Annotated in this window: 16 protein-coding genes and 1 tRNA gene; 5 read left to right on the top strand and 12 right to left on the bottom strand. The window is 70.1% G+C overall.

Features of this window, described 5'->3' with window-relative positions; genetic code table 11:
- Positions 1-104: 104 nt before the first annotated feature.
- Entirely contained in the window at positions 105-1511 is a 1407-nt protein-coding gene (locus ACZ4WH_RS06260) for a pyridoxal phosphate-dependent decarboxylase family protein (protein ID WP_468177421.1), read from the top strand.
- A complete protein-coding gene (locus tag ACZ4WH_RS06255) occupies positions 1508-2920 on the top strand; it encodes a lysine N(6)-hydroxylase/L-ornithine N(5)-oxygenase family protein (protein ID WP_468177126.1) in 1413 nt (470 codons plus the stop codon). The genes ACZ4WH_RS06260 and ACZ4WH_RS06255 overlap by 4 nt, the downstream gene beginning before the upstream one ends.
- A 52-nt stretch (positions 2921-2972) precedes the next feature.
- Here the strand turns inward: ACZ4WH_RS06255 and ACZ4WH_RS06250 are convergent, their stop codons facing one another.
- Complete coding sequence (locus ACZ4WH_RS06250) at positions 2973-4778, bottom strand: bifunctional metallophosphatase/5'-nucleotidase (protein WP_468177124.1); 1806 nt, start codon at positions 4776-4778, stop codon at positions 2973-2975.
- Positions 4779-5010: 232 nt separating this feature from the next.
- Here ACZ4WH_RS06250 and pyk point away from each other — a divergent pair, with 232 nt between their 5' ends.
- Positions 5011-6447 (top strand): pyruvate kinase, encoded by a 1437-nt coding sequence (gene pyk / locus ACZ4WH_RS06245; RefSeq protein WP_468177122.1) that lies wholly within the window; start codon positions 5011-5013, stop codon positions 6445-6447.
- Positions 6448-6460: 13 nt separating this feature from the next.
- Here the strand turns inward: pyk and ACZ4WH_RS06240 are convergent, their stop codons facing one another.
- Positions 6461-7228 carry a transcriptional regulator gene (locus tag ACZ4WH_RS06240; protein WP_468177120.1) on the bottom strand — a complete coding sequence of 256 codons (768 nt, stop codon included), beginning with the start codon at positions 7226-7228 and terminating at the stop codon, positions 6461-6463.
- 104 nt (positions 7229-7332) lie between these two features.
- Positions 7333-7405 (bottom strand) — tRNA-Leu (locus ACZ4WH_RS06235).
- Between the two features lie 105 nt (positions 7406-7510).
- Here ACZ4WH_RS06235 and ACZ4WH_RS06230 point away from each other — a divergent pair.
- Positions 7511-8170 (top strand): ANTAR domain-containing response regulator, encoded by a 660-nt coding sequence (locus ACZ4WH_RS06230; RefSeq protein WP_468177118.1) that lies wholly within the window; start codon positions 7511-7513, stop codon positions 8168-8170.
- Between the two features lie 67 nt (positions 8171-8237).
- Here ACZ4WH_RS06230 and ACZ4WH_RS06225 read toward each other — a convergent pair whose 3' ends face one another.
- The 9 genes from ACZ4WH_RS06225 to ACZ4WH_RS06185 all read right to left on the bottom strand — a co-directional run bounded on the left by ACZ4WH_RS06225 (position 8238) and on the right by ACZ4WH_RS06185 (position 18373).
- Positions 8238-8954, bottom strand: coding sequence for an ABC transporter ATP-binding protein (locus ACZ4WH_RS06225; RefSeq protein WP_468177116.1), 717 nt, complete (start codon positions 8952-8954; stop codon positions 8238-8240).
- Positions 8951-9895: an ABC transporter ATP-binding protein gene (locus tag ACZ4WH_RS06220; protein ID WP_468177114.1), complete on the bottom strand. Its 945-nt coding sequence runs from the start codon at positions 9893-9895 to the stop codon at positions 8951-8953. The genes ACZ4WH_RS06225 and ACZ4WH_RS06220 overlap by 4 nt, the downstream gene beginning before the upstream one ends.
- A 5-nt stretch (positions 9896-9900) precedes the next feature.
- Positions 9901-11727 carry a branched-chain amino acid ABC transporter permease gene (locus ACZ4WH_RS06215; protein WP_468177112.1) on the bottom strand — a complete coding sequence of 609 codons (1827 nt, stop codon included), beginning with the start codon at positions 11725-11727 and terminating at the stop codon, positions 9901-9903.
- Between the two features lie 5 nt (positions 11728-11732).
- On the bottom strand, positions 11733-12662 hold the full coding sequence (locus tag ACZ4WH_RS06210) for a branched-chain amino acid ABC transporter permease (RefSeq protein ID WP_468177110.1): 930 nt from the start codon (positions 12660-12662) through the stop codon (positions 11733-11735).
- A 110-nt stretch (positions 12663-12772) separates the two neighbouring features.
- A complete protein-coding gene (locus ACZ4WH_RS06205) occupies positions 12773-14008 on the bottom strand; it encodes a branched-chain amino acid ABC transporter substrate-binding protein (protein WP_468177108.1) in 1236 nt (411 codons plus the stop codon).
- 290 nt (positions 14009-14298) lie between these two features.
- Entirely contained in the window at positions 14299-14934 is a 636-nt protein-coding gene (locus ACZ4WH_RS06200; RefSeq protein ID WP_468177106.1) for a Tat pathway signal sequence domain protein, read from the bottom strand.
- Positions 14931-15347, bottom strand: a complete 417-nt coding sequence (locus ACZ4WH_RS06195; protein WP_468177104.1) for a hypothetical protein — start codon at positions 15345-15347, stop codon at positions 14931-14933. Before ACZ4WH_RS06195 ends, ACZ4WH_RS06200 begins: the two co-directional genes overlap by 4 nt.
- Positions 15348-15520: 173 nt before the next feature.
- The gene (locus tag ACZ4WH_RS06190; RefSeq protein ID WP_468177102.1) at positions 15521-16012 is read right to left on the bottom strand and encodes a hotdog fold thioesterase; all 492 of its coding nucleotides are present in this window, start codon (positions 16010-16012) and stop codon (positions 15521-15523) included.
- 48 nt (positions 16013-16060) lie between these two features.
- Complete coding sequence (locus ACZ4WH_RS06185) at positions 16061-18373, bottom strand: FdhF/YdeP family oxidoreductase (protein WP_468177100.1); 2313 nt, start codon at positions 18371-18373, stop codon at positions 16061-16063.
- A 232-nt stretch (positions 18374-18605) separates the two neighbouring features.
- On the opposite strand from ACZ4WH_RS06185, the gene polA reads away from it, so the two are divergent.
- On the top strand, positions 18606-21332 hold the full coding sequence (gene polA, locus ACZ4WH_RS06180; RefSeq protein ID WP_468177098.1) for a DNA polymerase I: 2727 nt from the start codon (positions 18606-18608) through the stop codon (positions 21330-21332).
- Positions 21333-21436: the final 104 nt, after the last annotated feature.

Here is a 21436-nt window from a genome sequence, read left to right as displayed (position 1 = left end):
CCGGTACAAGCTGGAACTCCACCCACACGCCGGAAGCCCCGGGCCCCGGATGCCCGCCGGACGTTCCCCTGCCCGGAGGAGAGCCCATGAGCGCAGGAGAGCCCATGAGCCTGCCGCCCCTCGCCTCCGGTCCCGCCGGTCCCGATGCCTTGCCGCCCCTGGCCTCCGGCGCCGCCGGTCCCGACGCCCTGCGGCCCCTCCTCGACACCGTGCTCGACGCCCTCGCGGCAGGCCGCGACGAGCGGGGCGGACCGCTGCCCGCCGGCGGACCGGACGCCGTCGCCGCGCGCGTCGCCGACGCCCTCGGGGACGTCCTGCCGGACACCGGCGACCCGGACGCCCTGCGCGCCCTCGTGCACGCGCTCGCCGCGGGCTCCGCCGACCCCGCCGACCCGCTGTGCGCGGCCCATCTGCACTGCCCGCCGCTCGCCGTGGCCACCGCCGCCGACCTCGCCGCCAGCGCCCTCAACCCCTCCCTGGACTCCTGGGACCAGGCCCCGGCCGCCTCCGCCCTGGAGGCCGCGGTCACCCGCACCCTCGCCCGTACGGCCGGACTCGCCGACGCCCTCGTCACCACCGGCGGCACCGAGTCCAACCAACTCGCGCTGCTGCTCGCCCGCGAGGCGCACGGCGGCGGCGTGCGCCTCGTGTGCGGCGCGAACGCCCACCACTCGCTGCCACGCGCCGCCTGGCTGCTCGGCCTGCCCGACCCGGTCGTCATCCCGACACCGAACGGCACCCTGGACCCGGCCGCCCTCCACGAGGCCCTCACCGCGCTCCCCGGCCCGCTGCTCGTCGCCGCCACCGCCGGCACCACCGACGCCGGCCTCATCGACCCACTGCCCGAGATCGCCGGCCTGTGCACCGCCCACGGCGCCCGGCTGCACATCGACGCGGCCTACGGCGGCGGCCTCCTCCTCAGCGACCGGCACCGCGACAAACTCGCCGGACTCGAAGCCGCCCACACCGTCACCCTCGACCTGCACGAGCTCGGCTGGCAGCCGGTCGCCGCCGGACTCCTCGCCGTCGCCCGCCCGCACGAACTCGCCGCACTCCACCAGCGCGCCGACTACCTGAACGCCGACGACGACACCGAGGCCGGCCTCCCCGACCTGCTCGGCCGCTCCCCGCGCACCAGCCGCCGCCCCGACATCCTGAAGATCGCCGTCACCCTGAAGGCGCTGGGCCGCAGCGGGCTCGGCGCCCTGGTCGACCAGGTCTGCGCCCGGGCCCGCGAGTTCGCCGCCCTGATCCGCGAGCACCCCGGCTTCGAGCTGTACGACCGGCCCGTCATCAGCACCGTCCTGTTCCGGCCGGCCGAGGCCGACGACGACGCCGTGGCCGCCGTCCGCCGACGGCTGTTGCACGAGGGCCGGGCCGTCCTCGGCCGCGCCCGGCTCGACGGACGGCTCTGGCTCAAGGCCACCGTCCTCAACCCCCACACCCGGCCGGACGACCTGGCCCACCTGCTCAAACACGTCGAACTCGCCGAAAGAAGCTTCCCCGGATGACCCACCCCCCACGCCACGAGCCCACCTCCCCACGCGACCTGGTCGGCGTCGGCATCGGCCCCTGCAACCTCTCCCTCGCCGCACTCGCCCAGCCGCTCGCCGAACTCGACGCCGTCTTCTACGAACAGCGCCCCGGCTTCGACTGGCACCCCGGGCTGCTCATCGATGGCGCCACCGTCCAAGTGCCGTTCCTCGCCGACCTGGTGACCCTCGCCGACCCCACCAGCCCCTGGAGCTTCCTCAACTACCTGAAGACCCGCGAGCGGCTCTTCCCCTTCTACTTCGCCGAGCACTTCCACATCCAGCGCGCCGAGTACGACTCCTACGGCCGCTGGGTCGCCGGGCAGCTGCCCGGGCTGCGCTTCCGCCACCAGGTCGACGCCGTCCGCTGGAACCCCGAACGGGACGTGTTCGAGGTCGACTACACCCAGCTCGACGCCGACGGCGAGGCCGAGGCCCTCGGCCGTACCTACGCCCGCAACGTCGTCCTCGGCGTCGGCACCGCCCCCTACGTGCCCGATGCCCTCAGGCCCCTGGTGGACGCGCCCGGCGTGCCCGTCGTCCACGCCGCCGACTACCTCGACCACCGCGACAGCATCCTCGCCGCCGGGCATGTCACCGTCGTCGGCTCCGGACAGTCCGGCGCCGAGGTCTTCCTGGACCTGCTCCGGCACCGTCCGGCCGGCCAGGAGAAGCTGCACTGGATCGGCCGTACCGAGGCGTTCGCGCCCATGGAGTACTCCAAGCTGGGCCTGGAGCACTTCACGCCCGACTACACGCGCTACTTCCACGCCCTCGCCGAGCCCGTCCGCGACCGGCTGACCGCCGCCCAGTGGCAGCTGTACAAGGGCATCGACGCCTGCACCCTCGCCGCCATCCACGACGAGCTGTACCGGCGCACCCTGCACGGCGGCTGGCCCGACGCCGTCCTCACCCCCGGCGTCCGCGTCCGCACCGCCGGCCGGGTCGCCACCAGCAAGATCGAGCTGCATCTGGAGCACCTCCAGCAGGACAGCCGCTCCCGGCTCACCACCGACGCCGTCGTCCTCGCCACCGGCTACCGCGAACGCCCCCTCGGCCGCATCCTCGCCGGACTGGACCCCTACATCCGCCGCGACAGCAGCGAACGCCCGCGCGTCGACGAGGAGTTCCGCCTCGTGCTGGACCCCTCGGTCACCGGCTCGGTCTACGTCCAGAACGCCGAGCTGCACACGCACGGCGTCGGCGCCCCGGACCTCGGCCTCGCCGCCTGGCGCAGCGCCACCATCCTCAACTCGCTCACGGGGAAGGAGCCGTACCCGCTGCCGTCCCGGACCGCCTTCACCTCGTTCGGACTCGTGGAGCCCGCGGCCCGGGTGCCGCAGGGCAGGCAGCCGCAGCGGCTCACTCCGCTGGTCGAGGGAAGGTGAGCGCCGACGCCTCGACCTGTCACCGCTGCGGCTCCGGAGGACCTACCAGGCTCTAGAAGACCGGCTTGCCGTCGCGCACCAGCTTCCAGTCCACCGACGCGAACTCCTTCGGGTCCAGGACACCCTTCGCGGTGACCCACTCCGCGATCCGGGTGCGGATCTCGGTCGACTCCGACCACAGCTCCTTGGCCGTGGCGACGTGCGGGAAGGCGCCGCCGCCGTTGGCCCGGTAGTTGTTCACGGCGAGCACGAACTGCTGGGCGTCGTCCAGCGTGGCCCCGTTGAAGGTCAGGTTCCTGATCCGCGACCCGGCCGGCTGGGCGATGTCGATGTCGTACGACAGACCCGAGACGTAGTCGTAGTTGTAGTCCGGGCGGCCACCGGCGTTGGTCAGCTTCTCCACGTCGACCGTGGCGTCGGCGGCCGTCTGGACGTAGTACTCCGCCGAGTACTCCAGGTAGGCGCGCACCTGGGCGCCCGTCAGCAGCTTGGCGACCAGCGTGTTGTCGTACACGTACAGGCTCGACAGGTCCCGGATGGTGACGTCGCCGGCCGGGATCTCGGAGGTCCGGGAGAACGGCGAGGCCTGGGCGATCACCGGCAGCGAGGCGTACGCGGTGCCCGCCAGCGCGGCCTTGACCACGTCCTCCTGGACCTTGGTGATCAGGTCGATGATCGGAGCGTCCTTGTAGCGGGCGTCGACGGTCGTCAGGGTCTCGGTCGCCCGGCCCACGACCTGGTTGACGTACGCGACGACCTTCTTGTGCTCGTCGGTGAGCAGCTTGGTGATCTTCGGGTCGTCGGCGACGGTGTTGGAGTTGCGCAGCGAGGCGGAGACCGACTCGACCTCCCAGCGGCCCTTGCTGAACACCAGCTCGATGTCGAAGAGGGTGAGCCGCTCGGCGTAGCACAGCGGTTCGGAGAGGACGACCGTCTTGCCGGTCTTCTCGTTGACGACCTTCAGTTCCGGGATCTCCAGGTGCGCGTGGCCGACCAGGATCGCGTCGATGCCCGGCACCTGCTGGGCCACGTTGGCCGCCGCGTTCTCCACGTACGGCACCTGGTCGCCGTACGACGAGGTGCCCGAGGTGCCGGAGTGCGCCGAGACGACCACCACGTCGGCGCCCATCGACTTCAGCTTCGGCACCCACTTGGCGGCCTGCTCCTCCAGGCCCGGGAAGGCGAGCTTGCCCTGGACATAGGCCTTGTCCCAGATCGCGATGCCCGGGTTGGTCAGGCCGAGCACGGCGACCTTGACCGGCTTGGCGCCCGGCACGTGGAACGTCTTCATGAAGTACGGCGGGAAGGCGGGCTTCAGCGTCTTCGCGTCCACGGCGTTGGCGCCGAGCAGCGGGAAGTCGAGCTGGTCCTCGAACTTCCGCAGCGTCTCGATGCCGTAGTTGAACTCGTGGTTGCCGAGGGCAGCCGCGTCGTACCCGATCGCGTTCATCGCCTGCGCCATCGGGTGCACCGGGCCGCCCTCGGCGGTGATCGGGTCCACCTTGGCGTAGTAGTAGGTGAGCGGGGTGCCCTGGATGGTGTCACCGGCGTCCAGGAGCAGCGTGTTGCAGCGGCCCTTCTCCTTGCGCACCTGCTCGACCAGGGTGGAGATACGGGCGAGGCCCATCGCGTTGCCCGCCTTGTCGGCGTACTCGGCGTCCTTGAAGTAGTCCCAGTTGAAGACGTGCCCGTGCAGGTCGGTGGTGCCCATGACGGTCAGGGAGTACCGCTTCACCGGGTGCCCGGGCTTCATGGCCTCCGAGGCCTCGGCCGCCGGAGCCGCCGCCGCGCCGGCGATCGCCACTCCCGCTCCGGTGGCGGCGGACTTCTTCAGGAACTTCCGGCGGTTCAACGGCATCTCTCGGTCTCCTTGGCGGTGGCACAACAACGCGCGGGATAACAACGCGCGTAGATTCTGACCTGAGCATGACTTACGGCAACAGGTCCGGAAGGTTGCGATCTGGTGACCATCGCTCATAGGAGCGAACCGCCGCACAATTCAACACTTGTCAATAAGCCTTTGCCGAAAGTCCGTTGAGTGGTCATACGGCGCCAATTCTCTACCCGCCGGTAAGCCATAGGCTCGACTCATGCGCCGAGCAAAGATCGTTTGTACACTGGGGCCCGCCACCGACTCGTACGACCAGATCAAGGCACTGGTCGAGGCCGGAATGGACGTCGCCCGGTTCAACCTCAGCCACGGCACCCACGCCGAGCACGAGGAGCGGTACCAGCGCGTGCGAAAGGCGGCCGACGAGACCGGCCGCAGCGTCGGAATCCTCGCCGACCTTCAGGGACCGAAGATCCGGCTCGGCCGCTTCGCCGAAGGACCGGTACTCCTTGAACGCGACGACACCTTCACCATCACCGTGGAGGAAGGCGTCGACGGCGACCGCCACCGGTGCGGCACCACCCACGCCGGCCTCGCCGCCGACGTCGCCCCCGGCGAGCGCATCCTCGTCGACGACGGCAAGGTCTGCCTGGAGGTCACCGACGTCGACGGCCCCCGCGTGCGCACCCGGGTGGTCGAAGGCGGGGTCATCTCCGACCACAAGGGCCTGAACCTCCCCGGCGTGGCCGTCTCCGTCCCCGCCCTCTCAAAGAAGGACGAGGACGACCTGCGCTGGGCGCTGCGCACCGGCTTCGACGTGATCGCCCTCTCCTTCGTCCGCAGCGGCGACGACGTCGTGGACGTGCACCGGATCATGGCCGACGAGGGCCGCCGCCTCCCGGTGATCGCCAAGGTCGAGAAGCCGCAGGCCGTGGCCGACCTCGACGGCATCGTGGCCGCCTTCGACGGCTTGATGGTCGCACGCGGTGACCTGGGCGTGGAGATGCCGCTGGAGCAGGTGCCGATCGTCCAGAAGCGCGCCATCAAGCTCGCCAAGCGCAACGCCAAGCCGGTGATCGTCGCCACCCAGATGCTCGACTCGATGATCGAGAACTCCCGGCCCACCCGCGCCGAGGCCTCGGACGTCGCCAACGCTGTTCTCGACGGCACCGACGCGGTGATGCTCTCCGGCGAGACCAGCGTCGGCAAGTACCCGGTCGAGACCGTGCGCACCATGGCAAAGATCGTCGCGGCGGCCGAGGAGGACATGCTGGCGGCGGGCCTGCCGCCGCTGACCGAGCGGAACAAGCCGCGCACCCAGGGTGGCGCGGTGGCCCGGGCCGCCGCCGAGATGGGCGACTTCCTCGGCGCGAAGTTCCTGGTGGCGTTCACCCAGTCGGGGGACACCGCCCGCCGGCTCTCCCGCTACCGCTCGCCGATCCCGCTGCTCGCCTTCACCCCGGAGCCGGCCACCCGCTCCCAGCTCAGCCTCACCTGGGGCGCGGAGACCTTCCTCGGCCCGCACGTGGACTCCACGGACGCCATGGTCGACCAGGTGGACGAACTGCTGCTGAAGTACGGCCGCTGCCAGAAGGGCGACGTCGTGGTGATCACGGCCGGCTCCCCGCCCGGCGTCTCCGGCTCGACCAACATGGTCCGCGTCCACCACATCGGCGAGGACGACAGCCCGAAGTGACGGGCGGCCCCGCTCAGTGCTTGGGGCCGACGTGGGTGTCCATGAGGGCGACGGAGGCCTTCTTGGCGACGGAGATGTTGTACGCGTTCCCGTCGCGGGTGCAGTGCGTCCACTCGACGCCGAGCTTGTCGAGGGTGTCCGTGTACAGGCCCCGGATGTCGTCCGACTTGTTGGTGAAGAAGTAGCGCGGATACTCGTACCGCTTGCGCTCACCGCCGACCATCCGGGTCGTCCAGTTGGTGATCCGGCAGCCGTCGGAATGGATGAGTCCCCGGACGAAAACCCAGGGGTGGGCGTCGACGATGGCTTGCTGCCAGGGTTCGAGGACGATGGGGCGCTCGTGCTTCTTGCCTGGACCATGCTGGGGCAGGAGACACACCCAGTGCTTCGTGTAGGACTTGACGTCGATACAGCCTGTCCGTGCAAGACGACTGATGCTGGGCTCGGGCAGGACCCGACGCATGGCGTCTTCGGCGGCATCGACCAGTCCGGGCCAGGACGCGGTGCACGTGACCATGAGGTAGTGCTGCCTCGGCTTGGAGATGATGTAGCCGTCGCCCAAATAGAGTCCGAGCAGGTAGGCGTACGCCGGGCGGTCTTCTGGGATCCTCGGGAATTCTTGACATCGGACGCAGGGAGGGGTTCGAGACAGTGGCTCCAGCCGGCTCAGCCAGCAAGTGATCGCGCGTCGTGAGACACCCATTTCCTTGCTCACGGAGTTCAGGCTTCGGCCCTGACCCACCAGTGCGAGGGCTCGTTTGCGTGTGCTGATGTCGTACATGTGGACACCATGCGAGAGTGATCACGGCGACACGCAGCAAAAGGCGGAAGATCACGCGAATGTGATCCTCCGCATTACGAGCTGACCTTGGAATCGAAGGAAAGTGCCCCGGGTGGGATTCGAACCCACGCTGTCGGTGGTTTGAGCACCGTGCCTCTCCCGCTGGGCTACCGGGGCTTCCTGCAAAACAAAGGTTGGAGGCTACCCTCCGCGCGTCCACCATACCGTAGCTAGGTAGGCTCTTGTCAGCAGTACCGGCCTGCCCCGTACCAAGGAGCCTCAGTGACCGCCCCCGAGTCGCCCCAGCCCGTAGACGTGCCCGACGACGACAAGTCGCACGTGCCTCCGCTGACGACCCGTGTCGTCATCGCCGAGGACGAGGCCCTGATCCGGCTCGACCTGAAAGAGATGCTGGAGGAGGAGGGGTACACCGTCGTCGGCGAGGCCGGGGACGGTGAGCAGGCCGTCGAGCTGGCCCGCGAGCACAAGCCGGACCTGGTCATCCTGGATGTGAAGATGCCCAAGCTGGACGGCATCTCCGCGGCCGAGAAGATCGCCGAGGAGTCCATCGCGCCGGTCCTGATGCTCACCGCCTTCTCGCAGCGCGACCTCGTCGAGCGCGCCCGGGACGCCGGTGCCATGGCCTACCTGGTCAAGCCGTTCAGCAAGAGCGACGTCGTCCCGGCGATCGAGATGGCCGTCTCCCGGTTCACCGAGCTGAAGCAGCTGGAGCAGGAGGTCGCGGACCTCTCCCAGCGGCTGGAGACCCGCAAGCTGGTCGACCGCGCGAAGTCCATCCTCCAGACCGAGTACGGCCTGACCGAGCCGGCCGCGTTCCGCTGGATCCAGAAGACCTCCATGGACCGCCGCATGTCGATGCAGCAGGTCGCGGAGGCGGTCATCGCGGACAGCGAGGAGAAGAAGTCGGCCAAGAAGGGCTGAGCGCCGCTCGTACGACGAGGCCCGCGCCCCGGAGAAGGGGGCGCGGGCCTCTGTCGTACCCGAACGGTCAGTCCTCGCCCAGGTAGGCCTTCCGGACCGACTCGTCGTGCAGCAGGTCCTGCCCCGTGCCGGACAGGACGATGGTGCCGACCTCCATGACATGCCCCTGATCGGCGAGCGAGAGCGCCGCCTGGGCGTTCTGCTCGACCAGCAGGATCGTCGTGCCCTGCGCCTTCAGTTCGGCGATCGTCGCCATGATCTTCTGCATCATGATCGGCGACAGACCCATCGACGGCTCGTCCAGCATCAGCAGCTTCGGCTGGGACATCAGCGCCCTGCCCATGGCCAGCATCTGCTGCTCACCGCCCGAGAGGGTGCCCGCGGCCTGCTTGCGCCGCTCCCCGAGGATGGGGAAGAGGTCGTAGGCGCGCTGGATGTCCTTCTCGATGCCCGGCTTGTCGTTGCGCAGGAACGCGCCGAGGCGCAGGTTGTCCTCGATGCTCATGCGCGGGAAGATGTGCCGCCCCTCGGGGGAGTGGGCGAGGCCCAGGGAGACCACCTGGTGGGCGGGGACCTTCTTCAGCGACCTGCCGTTGAACTTGATCTGTCCGCCGACCGGCTTCAGCAGTCCGGACAGCGTGCGCAGGGTGGTGGTCTTGCCGGCGCCGTTGGTGCCGATGAGGGTGACGACCTGACCGGCCTCGACCTTGAAGGAGATGCCCTTGACGGCCTCGATCTTGCCGTAGGCGACCCGCAGGTCCTCGACTTCGAGCAGTGCGGTCATCGGTCGTTCTCCTTGCCGGGCGCGGCGTCGGTCGTGGTGTCGGCGCCCGGGGCCGTGGTGTCGGCGTCTGCCTCGGCGTGTGCCTCGGCGGCCTCCACCTCGGCCACCTCCTCGGCGCCGGGCGCGTCCTCGAAGGGCTCGCCGAGGTAGGCCGCGACCACGCGCTCGTCGCCCTGGACGGTCGCGCTGTCGCCCTCGATCAGCTTCTCGCCCTGCACGAGCACGGCCACGCGGTCGCACAGGTTGAAGATGAAGCGCATGTCGTGCTCGATGACGAGGACGGCGATGCCCATGTCCCGGATGGCGAAGACCAGTTCCTCGGTGGCCCGGGTCTCCTGCGGGTTCATGCCGGCCGTCGGCTCGTCGAGGAGCAGCAGTCCGGGCTCGCTGGCCAGGGCGCGGGCGATCTCCAGCTTGCGCTGCTCGCCGTAGGGCAGGTTGCGGGCGAGGTGCTCGGCCTTGTGGTCGAGGCCGACGAACTCCAGCAGCTCCATGGCCCGTTCCTTGGAGGCCTTCTCGGCCTTGTGGAAGCCGGGGCCGCGCAGCACGGCCGACCAGAAGCCCTCCTTGGTGCGGGTGTGCCGGCCGACGAGCACGTTCTCCAGGACCGTCATGTTGGCGAACAGGCGGATGTTCTGGAAGGTGCGCGCGATGCCGGCCGCGGTGACCTTGAAGGACTTGGGCGGCAGGACGTTGCCCTTGTAGCGGACCTCGCCCTCGGTGGGGACGTACAGGCCGGTCAGGCAGTTGAAGAAGGTGGTCTTTCCGGCGCCGTTGGGGCCGATCAGGCCGACGATCTCGCCTGCGTTGACGGTGAGGTCGACGCCGCGTACGGCGGTCAGGCCGCCGAAGCGCATGGTCACGCCGCGGGCGTCGAGGACGGTCTCGCCGGGCACGGAGGCGCCGGGGGTGGTGTCCTTCGTGGTGGTGTCGGTGGTCATGGTGGTCAGGCCCCCGCCTTCGTCAGGAGGGTGGGTGCTTCCGCCTCTTCGTGGAACTCGAGCTGGCGGCGCCGGTTGGGGATGAGGCCCTCGGGGCGGAACCGCATCAGCAGGATGAGCGCGAGACCGAAGGCGAAGAGCTGGTAGTTGCCGAGGAACTGGAGCTTGTTCGGGATCAGGAAGAGCAGGGCCGCGCCGATCAGCGGACCGCTGATGGTGCCCATGCCGCCGAGGACGACCGCGGCGAGCAGGAAGGCGGAGTTGGGCGGGATGGGACCGGCGAACAGGTACTGCTCGGGCGTCACGGTGTAGGTGACGTGGGCCTGGACGGTGCCCGCGAGGCCGGCGAGGGAGGCGCCGACGGCGAAGGCGATGAGCTTGACCCGGAAGCCGTTGATGCCCATGGCGAGCGCGGCGGTCTCGTCCTCGCGGATGGCCACCCAGGCACGTCCGATGCGGGAGTTTCCGCTGCGGCGGAAGACCAGCACCACGACCGCGGTGATGATCAGCATCAGGAAGAAGTAGTTGGCGAACCGGCCGATGGTGAAGCCGCCCATGTCGTGCTGGGCGCCGAAGTCGAAGCCGAGGACGTCGAGGTTCGGGATCGAGGAGACGCCGTTGGAGCCGTTGGTGAGGTCGGGTCCGGAGGTGCCGTCGAGGTTGTTCGCGGTGATGCGGAAGATCTCACCGAAGCCGAGGGTGACGATGGCGAGGTAGTCGCCGCGCAGCCGGAGCGTCGGGGCGCCGATGAGCACGCCGAAGACGAGGGAGGCGGCGGCGCCGACGAGTACGGCGGCCCAGAACGGGAAGTGCACGTCGAACGGCGAGCTGGGGGAGCCGGAGACCAGGGCGGCCGCGTAGGCGCCGACGCCGAGGAAGGCGACGTATCCGAGGTCGAGGAGGCCGGCGAGGCCGACGACGATGTTCAGGCCGAGGGCGACGGTGGCGAAGATCAGGATGTAGACGCCGAGGGTCGCGTACTGGTCGTTGGTCTGGGTGAAGGGGAACAGCGCCGCCGCGACGAAGGCGCCGCAGATGGTGATGTTCGTGTGCCGGGAGGCGATCTGCGAGGCGTGGGCGATCAGGCCGGCCTTGTTGAGGGCGGCGAAGCCGAAGCCGGCGGTGATCAGGAAGCCGATGAACAGCTCGTCGTACTCGGTGCCGATGCCGTAGGTGAAGACGACCAGGCCGAGGGCGAGCATCGCGACGATGATCAGGATCTCGGCGTACGACGGCAGGGTGGCGACGGGCCGGGGGGCACCGGCGGCGAAGAGCGCCTTGGTGGTCTCCCACTTGTACGCGGCACCGTGCTTGAACTTCTCCCAGCCGGTGTCGTCGGGGTCGATCGGCTCGGGCTCGGGGCGCTGGAAGGGCAGGGCCAGGGCGCCGGCCAGGGCGGCGAGGCTGCCGATGGCGACGAGGAAGCCGCCGGGCTCCAGGTTGACGAGTCCGCCGAGGTCGACGCTGATCGCGAGGACGGTGTACCAGCTGGTGGCGAAGGTGGCGAGGGTGGCGAACTTCAGGGCCGCGGCGGGGCCGGCGGGGACCAGCCATCCCAGGCCGCGGACGCCGTAGGAGGCCAGCGCGAACAGGGTGGCGAGGAGTGCGCCGATGAGGACGAGGACCTGTAGGCCGCCCGGGTAGCCGTAGACGGTGAGGTCGCCGGGGAAGTCGGGGGTCCAGGTCCAGGCGAGGAAGGCGGAGACGATCGTCAGCGCGCTGCCGCCGAGGGCGAGGCCGCGGGCGGCCTTCTCGGGCAGGGGCAGCAGGCCGGAGGGGGTGTCGGCCTTGCGGGCGCTGGGAGTGTCGGGTGCGGTGGTCTGTGTGGTCATCGGTCTCACGCCCTGTCCGCGACGCGCTCGCCGAGCAGGCCCTGTGGCCTGAACAGCAGTACGAGGATGAGGAGTACGAAGGCCCAGACGTCGGCCCAGGACTGGCTGCCGAACTTGTCCATGCCCGGGATGTCGGCGATGTAGGCGGTGGCCAGGGTCTCGGCCACGCCGAGGACCACGCCGCCGATCATGGCTCCGTAGATGTTGCCGATGCCGCCGAGGACGGCCGCGGTGAACGCCTTGAGACCGAGGATGAAGCCCATCCGGAAGTTGATCTCGCCGTACTTCAGGCCGTAGGCGACGGCCCCGACGGCGGCGAACGCGGCGCCGAGTGCGAACGCGATCACGATGATGCGGTCGGTGTTGACGCCCATCAGCTTGGCGGTGTCCGGGTCCTGCGCGGTGGCCTGCATGCCGCGGCCGGTGCGGGTCTTCATCACGAAGTAGGCGAGGACCGCCATGCTGATCGGGGCCGCGACGACGAGGAAGATGTCGCCGGTCTGGATGGTGACGCTGCCGATCTCGAACGGGCCGCCCGCGATCTGCGGGAAGGTGCGCGCGGACTTCGCCTCCGGGTACCAGGCCCACACCGCCTGCTGGAGCGCCAGCGAGAGGCCGATGGCGGTGATCAGGGGTGCGAGACGCGGGGCGTTGCGGAGAGGCCGGTAGGCGAACCGTTCCGCTCCGACGGCGATGGCGACCGCGACGACGACGGCGCCGATGATCATCAGCGGCAGCGCGATCCACATGCTGGTGCCGCCGGGGAGCCACAGCCAGACGGTGAGAGCGCCGAACGCTCCCGTCATGAATATCTCGCCGTGGGCGAAGTTGATGAGCTGGACAATGCCGTAGACCATTGTGTAGCCGATGGCGACCAGCCCGTACATGGATCCTAGTAGCAGGCCGTTGACCAGCTGCTGCGGCAGTTCGTTCACCGCATGTCCTCCGAGCGTTCGGAAAGTGCGAGGGATGTGGCCGGATGCGAGTCCGCGCGGGGCGCCAGTGGAACAGCGCCCCGCGCGGCTCTTGAGTGGTTCAGGCTGGATCAGCCGGTGTAGGTACCGGACTTGACGGGAACCCAGGCACCGTTCTTCACGGCGTACACGGTGAGCTGCTTGTTGGTGGCGTCACCGTACTCGTCGAAGGAGACCTTGCCGGTCACGCCGTCGAAGGCCACGCCCTGCATCGCCTCGGTGACCTTCGCGCGGGCGTCGGAGGGCAGCTTGCCGCCGTTGGCGTCGACGACCTTCTTGACCGCCTCGATGACCGCCCAGGCGGAGTCGTAGGCGTAACCGCCGTACGCCGAGTACTCCTCCTTGTAGCCGGCGGCCTTGTAGTCGGCGACGAACTGCTTGGCGGAGGGCAGGTCCTCGACCGGGGCGCCGACGGAGGTGGCGAGGTCGCCGGTGCTCTCGGAGCCCGCCAGCTTCATGAACGTGTCGTCCTTGATGCCGTCACCGCCGACCAGCGGGATCTTGGCACCGGCGGCCTTGATCTGCTTGCTCAGCGGGCCGGCCTGCGGGTACTCGCCGCCGTAGTAGACGACCTGGGCACCGGAGTTCTTCACCTTGGTGGCGACCGCGGAGAAGTCCTTGGCGTCCGGGTTGATGTGCTCGGTGCCGACCACCTGACCGCCGAGCTTCTTGAACTCCTCGGTGAAGGTGGCGGCGAGGCCGGAGCCGTAGGTCTTCTTGTCGTCGATGACGAAGACCTTCTTCTTCTTGGCGGTGTTGAAGACGTACTGGGCGGCGAACGGGCCCTGGATGGCGTCCGTGGTCGCGGTGCGGAAGTACGCCTTGTACGGGCGGTGCTTCTCCTTCTGCCAGTCCGGACCCTGGGTGAGGGCCGGGCCGGTGTTCGCCGGAGAGACCTGGACCAGCTTGGCGTCGTCGAAGACCTTCTGCATCGACTCGGCGACCGAGGAGTTCAGCGGGCCGACGACACCCAGGACGTCCGGCTCCGAGACGAACTTCGAGGCGTTCTGCTGGCCGGCGGACGGCTGCGCCTGGTCGTCCAGGGACTCGACCTTGAAGGTGACGCCCTTGACGAGCTTCTGCTTGTTGGCGTTCCGGACGGCGAGGTCCGCCGAGTTCTTGATGCCGAGGCCCATGGCGGACAGGTCGCCGGTCAGGGGGGCGTCGACGCCGATGACGACGGTGCTGCCGCCGCCGTTGCCGGAGTCGGAGCCCTTGTCGCCGCTGTCGCGCGAGCCGCAGGCGGTGAGTGTGAGCGCTCCCGCCGCCAGCGCGGCGGTGATGGCGATAAGCGAACGTTGACGCACGATCAGTCCTTTCCCCAGGCACAACCGCCTCCCCGTGGAAGCGGCCGAGTCGCGCGCCGCGCTGAATTGGACAATCCGAAGGCGCGGTGACTGGCCGTGACTCTAAGCGCGTGTGGGGAACGTCGAGGAGTGTCTGACCCAGGCTGTGACGCTCTTGTTATGACACGACGTAATGCAGAGCGGTACTTGGTGGGGTGGAAGGTGGAATTCAGGTGGATTCGCACCGTCCGCATTGTGAGAACCCGCAGGACCCGCCATGATCCATCCAGGCGTCTCAGCCGTTTTGGTGATTACCGAAATTTGTTGCTGCAGGCTACTTGCAGGGCGCGGGAGAGGTCCTGCGCGTAGCGCGGGCCCAGGATGAAGCTCTGTACCTGTATTGCGCGCGTATTACGCAGAGTTACGTCCAGGAAAGGGAGCCCGGCGTTCCTGGGGGCTTTTTCGCATTCCGTCACCCGCATCGTGATCGTGATCTCGCTGGCGGAGCCCGACCCCGTCCGAAACGGAACGGGTGGCTCCGTCCTCAGGGACAGCCCCGCGTACGGCTGGGTGACCCGGGTCACGGTGACCGGCGGTCCCGATGCCACGCTCACCAGGACGGCGAAGCTGAAGCTGCGCGGCGGTGCGCCCGCCGGAGTGGTCCGGCCGTCGAGGTAGGTCACGTCCACCACCTGAGCGGGGTACGGCACTTGCGCGGGCGTGCGGTCCGCGCGCGGGGGCGGCTGCTGCGGCCGGGTGGCGTAGAGATAGCCGCCCCCCGCCAGGGCGACGGCCGCGGCGGCGAGGGCGACGGTGATCCGGCGGTGGCGGGCGTACCAGGCGGCCAGGGCCGCACACGTCCGCCCGGCCGGGCGCGGGTCCTCCGGCCGCCGGCCGTCCCACGCGCGCGTGCCCTCACCGGGCTCCAGCGGGCCGATGCCGCTCATGTCCAGGGACCTCCGCTCGGGGCCCCGTGACGGTAGCGCGCGGTGCACGCCGTACGCGCCTGGCGCTCCATCAACTGGATGACGCTTCGTGTACCTTGACGCCGTCTCACGGAGCGTCCCGCGGCCACGACGTCCCTCAGGATCTGGTACTGCCCGTGGGACAGGCCCATCGACTGGTAGTCGCCATAGGTGTCGTCGGCGAGCACCTTGCGGGACCAGTAGACGACGAGCCTGGTGCACAGGTCGGCGTCCGAAGTCGGCTGCGCCGGGGGCGAGGCCGAAGCCGAGGCCGGTGTGGGGGAGGGAACGGAGCCGTCCGGTCCGGCGCAGCCCGTCGCGCACAGCAGCGCCGGCAACGCCACCCCGAGCACCAGGAACCTCACCCCCGGCCGGGGGCCTCCTCGCCGTCCCATGTGCCGAAGCTAAGGGGAGGGACGGCGAGGGGCAACGCTCCGGCGGGGGTCGCGAGGAAAGCGGGGTTCAGCGTCCGGGAACTCCGGCCGGCGAAGGGTCGGCTTCCGTTGGACTCCGCCCGGCGATGGCGAAGGGTCAGCTTCCGAGTGACTCCGCCGGCGAAGACGGGGACTCAGCTTCCGGTGGACTCCGCGGGCGCTGCGTCGCCCGGCCGGACATCGCGCAGCAGGCAGGTCAGCCGGGCGGTGCAGACCCGGCGGCCCTCCTCGTCGCTGATCACGATCTCGTACGTCGCCGTCGACCGGCCCCGGTGCACCGGCGTGGCCACGCCCGTCACCATGCCGGACCGGACCCCGCGATGGTGCGTGCAGTTCAGGTCCACCCCGACCGCGATCTTCGAGCTGCCGCCGTGCAGCATGGAGCCGACCGAGCCCAGGGTCTCCGCCAGCACCGCGGAGGCGCCGCCGTGCAGCAGGCCGTACGGCTGGGTGTTCCCCTCCACCGGCATGGTCCCGACGACCCGGTCCGCCGAGGCCTCCAGGATCTGCACGCCCATGCGCGTACCCAGATGCCCGGCCGAGAACAGCGCGGGCAGGTCCACACCGAGCGCCGCGTACTCGTCGAGGACCTCCTGCGGGAACTTCACTTGCTGCTGCTCACCCATGGGCCCGGCTCCGTTCGTCGTCCGCCTGTCTGCTCGCTGAGCAAACGCTCAGTCGGTCGCCGATTGTTCCAGACGGCTCCCGGCGGTGCCGGTGTGGTCCTCCAGTCGTACGACGACGGACTTGCTGGCCGGGGTGTTGCTGGTGTCGGCGGTGGCGTCCAGCGGAACCAGCACGTTCGTCTCGGGGTAGTACGCCGCCGCGCATCCCCGGGCCGTCGGATACAGCACGACCCGGAAGCCGGGCGCCCGCCGCTCCACCCCGTCCCGCCACTCGCTCACCAGATCGACGTACGACCCCTCGCCGACCCCGAGCGACCGGGCGTCCTCGGGGTGCACCAGCACCACCCGGCGCCCGCCCGTGATGCCCCGGTACCGGTCGTCCAGGCCGTAGATCGTGGTGTTGTACTGGTCGTGCGAGCGCAGGGTCTGCAACAGCAGCCGGCCCTCGGGCAGCGCCGGGTACTCCACTGGTGCGGCCGTGAAGTTCGCCTTGCCCGTGGCGGTCGGGAAGCGCCGCTCGTCGCGCGGGGCGTGCGGCAGCGCGAAACCGCCGGGCCGGGACACGCGCGCGTTGAAGTCCTCGAAACCGGGGATCACGCGCGCGATGCGGTCACGGATGGTCGCGTAGTCCTTCGCGAACTCCTCCCACGGCACGACGCTGCGCTCGCCGAGCACCCGGCGGGCGAGACCGCAGACGATGGCCGGCTCGGACCGCAGCTGCGGGCTCGCCGGACTCAGGCGCCCGCGCGAGGCGTGCACCATGCCCATGGAGTCCTCCACCGTCACGAACTGCTCGCCGCTGTCCCGCAGATCGCGCTCGGTACGGCCCAGGGTGGGCAGGATCAGCGCCCGCGCCCCCGTGACCACGTGCGAGCGGTTCAGCTTGGTCGACACATGCACGGTCAGCCGCGCGCGGCGCATCGCGGCCTCGGTGACCTCGGTGTCGGGCGAGGCGGAGACGAAGTTGCCGCCCATGGCGAAGAAGACCTTCGCCTCGCCGTCGCGCAGCGCGCGGATGGCCCGTACGACGTCGAAGCCGTGCTCGCGCGGCGGGGCGAACCCGAACTCCTTCTCCAGGGCGTCCAGGAAGGCCGGGGCGGGCCGCTCGAAAATGCCCATGGTGCGGTCGCCCTGGACGTTGCTGTGCCCGCGCACCGGGCAGACGCCCGCACCCGGGCGGCCGATGTTGCCGCGCAGCAGCAGGAAGTTGACCACCTCGCGGATGGTCGGGACGGCGTGCTTGTGCTGGGTGAGGCCCATGGCCCAGCAGACGATGGTCCGCTTCGAGGCGAGGACCATGCCGAGGGCCTGCTCGATCTCCGCGCGCGTGAGGCCGGTCGCGGTCAGCGTCTCCTCCCAGTCGGCGGCACGCGCGGCCTCGGCGAACTCCTCGAAACCGTGGGTGTGTTCCCGCACGAACTCCTCGTCGACCGCGCCGTCCGTCTCCAGGATCAGCTTGTTCAGGAGCCGGAAGAGGGCCTGGTCGCCACCGATGCGGATCTGGAGGAACAGGTCGGTGAGCGCGGCGCCCTTGAGGAGGCCCTGCGGGGTCTGGGGGTTCTTGAAGCGCTCCAGGCCCGCCTCGGGCAGGGGATTGACGCTGATGACCCTCGCGCCGTTCGCCTTGGCCTTCTCCAGCGCGGAGAGCATGCGCGGATGGTTCGTGCCCGGGTTCTGGCCAGCGACGATGATCAGGTCGGCCTGGTACAGATCCTCCAGCAGGACGCTGCCCTTGCCGATCCCGATGGTCTCGCCGAGCGCCGACCCGGACGACTCGTGGCACATGTTCGAGCAGTCCGGCAGGTTGTTCGTGCCCAGTTCGCGCGCGAAGAGCTGGTACAGGAACGCGGCCTCGTTGCTGGTGCGGCCGGAGGTGTAGAAGACGGCCTCGTCTGGGGAGCCGAGGGCGGCGATCTCCTCGGCGACGATGTCGAAGGCCCGCTCCCAGGAGACCGGCTCGTAGTGCGTGCCGCCCTCGGGGAGGTACATGGGATGCGTGAGCCGGCCCTGCTGCCCCAGCCAGTAGCCGCTGCGGCCGGACAGGTCCGCCACGGAGTGCGCGGCGAAGAACTCGGGCGTGACCCGGCGCAGGGTGGCCTCCTCGGCCACCGCCTTGGCGCCGTTCTCGCAGAACTCCGCCGTGTGCCGGTGGTCCGGCTCCGGCCAGGCGCAGCCCGGGCAGTCGAAGCCGTCCTTCTGGTTCACGCGCAGCAGCGTCAGCGCGGTGCGCTTCACGCCCATCTGCCGCTGAGCGATGCGCAGCGTGTGCCCGATGGCCGGCAGCCCCGCCGCCGCGTGCTTGGGCTCCGCGACCTGCGGCGCGTCCTGGACCGGATCACCCTTGGGCGGCTTCGTCGCCATCGCACGCTCCCCTTCGACTGCGTGTGACAAGTACGCCGACGATCCTCCCACGCCCCGCTGACAACGGTGCCGGGCGGGCGGAGCGTGCGGCGGCAGCATTGCTCGCGCGGGCTCCACGGCGCGTTCCCTGCGCGGAGTCCTCGTCGCCGTGAGTGACCGGGAGACAGCCGGCCGTATCCCCGCGGGAACCGCCCGGCCCGCGCTGTCAGTGGCTCGTGGCAGGATCGGGGACGTGGCAGAGACAGCATCGAAGCAGACCGACAAGATCCCCGGCGGCACCCGACCCCGGCTGATGCTCATGGACGGGCACTCGCTGGCCTACCGCGCGTTCTTCGCGCTGCCCGCGGAGAACTTCACGACCGCGACCGGCCAGCCGACGAACGCGATCTACGGTTTCGCGTCGATGCTGGCCAACACCCTGCGTGACGAGGCGCCCACGCACTTCGCGGTGGCCTTCGACGTCTCCCGCAAGACCTGGCGCTCCGAGCGGTTCACCGAGTACAAGGCGAACCGCTCCAAGACGCCGGACGAGTTCAAGGGGCAGGTCGAGCTGATCGGCGAGCTGCTCGACGCGATGGGCGCGCACCGCTTCGCCGTCGAGGGGTACGAGGCGGACGACATCATCGCCACCCTCGCCACCCAGGCCGAGGCCGCGGGCTTCGAGGTGCTGATCGTCACCGGCGACCGCGACTCCTTCCAGCTGGTCACCGAGCACACCACCGTGCTCTACCCGACCAAGGGCGTCTCGGAGCTGACCCGGTTCACCCCGGAGAAGGTTTTCGAGAAGTACGGATTGACGCCCGCCCAGTACCCGGACTTCGCGGCCCTGCGCGGCGACCCGTCCGACAACCTCCCCGGCATCCCCGGCGTCGGCGAGAAGACCGCCGCGAAGTGGATCAACCAGTTCGGCTCCTTCGCCGAGCTGGTCGAGCGCGTCGAGGAGGTCAAGGGCAAGGCCGGGCAGAACCTCCGCGACCACCTGGAGTCCGTCAAGCTCAACCGCGTCCTCACCGAGCTGGAACGCCAGGTGGAGCTGCCGAAGACGGTCGTCGACCTGGAGCGGGCCCCGTACGACCGCAAGGCCGTCGCGATGGTCCTGGACACCCTGGAGATCCGCAACCCGTCGCTGCGCGAGCGTCTCTTCGCCGTCGACCCCGGCACGGAGGAGGCCGAGGCCACCCCGGTCACCACCGACGGCGTCGAGATCGACGGCAGCGTCCTGCGCACCGGCGAGCTGGCCCCGTGGCTCGCCGAGCACGGCGCCGGCCCCCTGGGCGTCGCCACCGTCGACACCTGGGCGCTGGGTGCCGGCTCGGTCGCCGAGGTCGCCCTCGCCGCGGCCGGGGGAGCGGCTGCCTGGTTCGACCCGTCCGAGCTGGACGAGGCCGACGAGAACGCCTTCGCCGCGTGGCTGGCCGACGCGGCCCACCCCAAGGTGTTCCACAACGCCAAGGGCGCCATGCGCGTCTTCGCCGAGCACGGCTGGAGCGTCGAGGGCGTGCGCATGGACACCGCGCTCGCCGCCTACCTGGTCAAGCCCGGCCGCCGCTCCTTCGACCTGGACGCGCTGTCGATGGAGTACCTGCACCGCGAGCTGGCCCCCGCCGCGGCGGCCGACGGCCAGCTGGCCTTCGGAGCGGACGACGGCGCCGAGGCCGAGGCCCTGATGGTCCAGGCCCGCGCCGTCCTGGACCTCGGCACGGCCTTCGAGGGCCGCCTCCAGGAGGTCGGCGCGGCCGACCTGCTCCGGGACATGGAGCTGCCCACGTCCGCGCTGCTCGCCCGCATGGAGCGCCACGGCATCGCGGCGGACCGGCCGCACCTCGAAGCGATGGAGCAGATGTTCGCGGGCGCGGTGCAGCAGGCCGTGAAGGAGGCGCACGCGGCGGCCGGCCACGAGTTCAACCTGGGCTCGCCCAAGCAGCTCCAGGAGGTCCTCTTCGGCGAGCTGGCCCTGCCGAAGACGAAGAAGACCAAGACCGGCTACACCACGGACGCCGACGCCCTGGCCTGGCTCGCCACCCAGACCGACAACGAACTGCCGGTGATCATGCTCCGGCACCGGGAGCAGGCCAAGCTGCGGGTCACCGTCGAGGGTCTGATCAAGACCATCGCGGGCGACGGCCGTATCCACACCACCTTCAACCAGACGGTGGCCGCGACCGGACGCCTGTCCTCCACCGACCCCAACCTCCAGAACATCCCCGTCCGCACGGACGAGGGCCGGGCGATCCGCCGGGGCTTCGTGGTCGGCGAGGGCTTCGAGTCCCTCATGACCGCCGACTACAGCCAGATCGAGCTGCGCGTGATGGCCCACCTGTCCGAGGACGAGGGCCTGATCCAGGCGTTCACCTCCGGCGAGGACCTGCACACCACGGCCGCGTCCCAGGTGTTCGGCGTCGAGCCCGGCGCGGTCGACGCGGAGATGCGCCGCAAGATCAAGGCGATGTCGTACGGCCTGGCCTACGGCCTGTCCGCGTTCGGCCTCTCCCAGCAGCTGAACATCGAGGCGGCCGAGGCCCGGGCCCTGATGGACGCGTACTTCGAGCGCTTCGGCGGCGTCCGGGACTACCTGCGCCGGGCGGTCGACGAGGCACGCGCCACGGGCTACACGGCGACGCTCTTCGGTCGCCGCCGCTACCTCCCCGACCTCAACAGCGACAACCGCCAGCGCCGCGAGGCGGCCGAGCGCATGGCCCTCAACGCGCCCATCCAGGGCACGGCGGCGGACATCGTGAAGATCGCCATGCTCAAGGTGGACAGCGCGCTGCGGGCGGCCGACCTCAAGTCCCGCATGCTCCTCCAGGTCCACGACGAAATCGTCCTGGAGATCGCCCCCGGCGAGCGGGCGGCCGCGGAGGAGATCGTCCGCCGCGAGATGGCGGGCGCCGTACAGCTGAGGGCCCCCCTGGACGTCTCGGTGGGCGTGGGCCCGGACTGGGAATCGGCGGCCCACTAGCCGGCGAGATGCGGGTGCGGGGGGCCTGGGCGGAGGGGCGCTGTCAGCGAGTGAGGGCGCTGTCATCAAACGAGGGGCCATGTCCTCAGGCGGAGGGCGCTGAA

It is taken from the genome of Streptomyces sp. NPDC029138, assembly GCF_055564375.1.
The sequence above is the reverse complement of the archived record's forward strand: the minus strand, read 5'-3'. Positions and strand labels throughout refer to the sequence as shown.

Coding starts and splice junctions, on each gene's coding strand:
- ACZ4WH_RS06190 (WP_468177102.1), bottom strand. CDS start 16,012: ATGGGTGAGCAGCAGCAAGTGAAGTTCCCGCAGGAGGTCCTCGACGAG.
- ACZ4WH_RS06240 (WP_468177120.1), bottom strand. CDS start 7,228: ATGTACGACATCAGCACACGCAAACGAGCCCTCGCACTGGTGGGTCAG.
- pyk (WP_468177122.1), top strand. CDS start 5,011: ATGCGCCGAGCAAAGATCGTTTGTACACTGGGGCCCGCCACCGACTCG.
- ACZ4WH_RS06220 (WP_468177114.1), bottom strand. CDS start 9,895: ATGACCACCGACACCACCACGAAGGACACCACCCCCGGCGCCTCCGTG.
- ACZ4WH_RS06255 (WP_468177126.1), top strand. CDS start 1,508: ATGACCCACCCCCCACGCCACGAGCCCACCTCCCCACGCGACCTGGTC.
- ACZ4WH_RS06185 (WP_468177100.1), bottom strand. CDS start 18,373: ATGGCGACGAAGCCGCCCAAGGGTGATCCGGTCCAGGACGCGCCGCAG.
- ACZ4WH_RS06215 (WP_468177112.1), bottom strand. CDS start 11,727: ATGACCACACAGACCACCGCACCCGACACTCCCAGCGCCCGCAAGGCC.
- ACZ4WH_RS06250 (WP_468177124.1), bottom strand. CDS start 4,778: ATGCCGTTGAACCGCCGGAAGTTCCTGAAGAAGTCCGCCGCCACCGGA.
- ACZ4WH_RS06225 (WP_468177116.1), bottom strand. CDS start 8,954: ATGACCGCACTGCTCGAAGTCGAGGACCTGCGGGTCGCCTACGGCAAG.
- ACZ4WH_RS06260 (WP_468177421.1), top strand. CDS start 105: ATGAGCCTGCCGCCCCTCGCCTCCGGTCCCGCCGGTCCCGATGCCTTG.
- ACZ4WH_RS06200 (WP_468177106.1), bottom strand. CDS start 14,934: ATGAGCGGCATCGGCCCGCTGGAGCCCGGTGAGGGCACGCGCGCGTGG.
- ACZ4WH_RS06195 (WP_468177104.1), bottom strand. CDS start 15,347: ATGGGACGGCGAGGAGGCCCCCGGCCGGGGGTGAGGTTCCTGGTGCTC.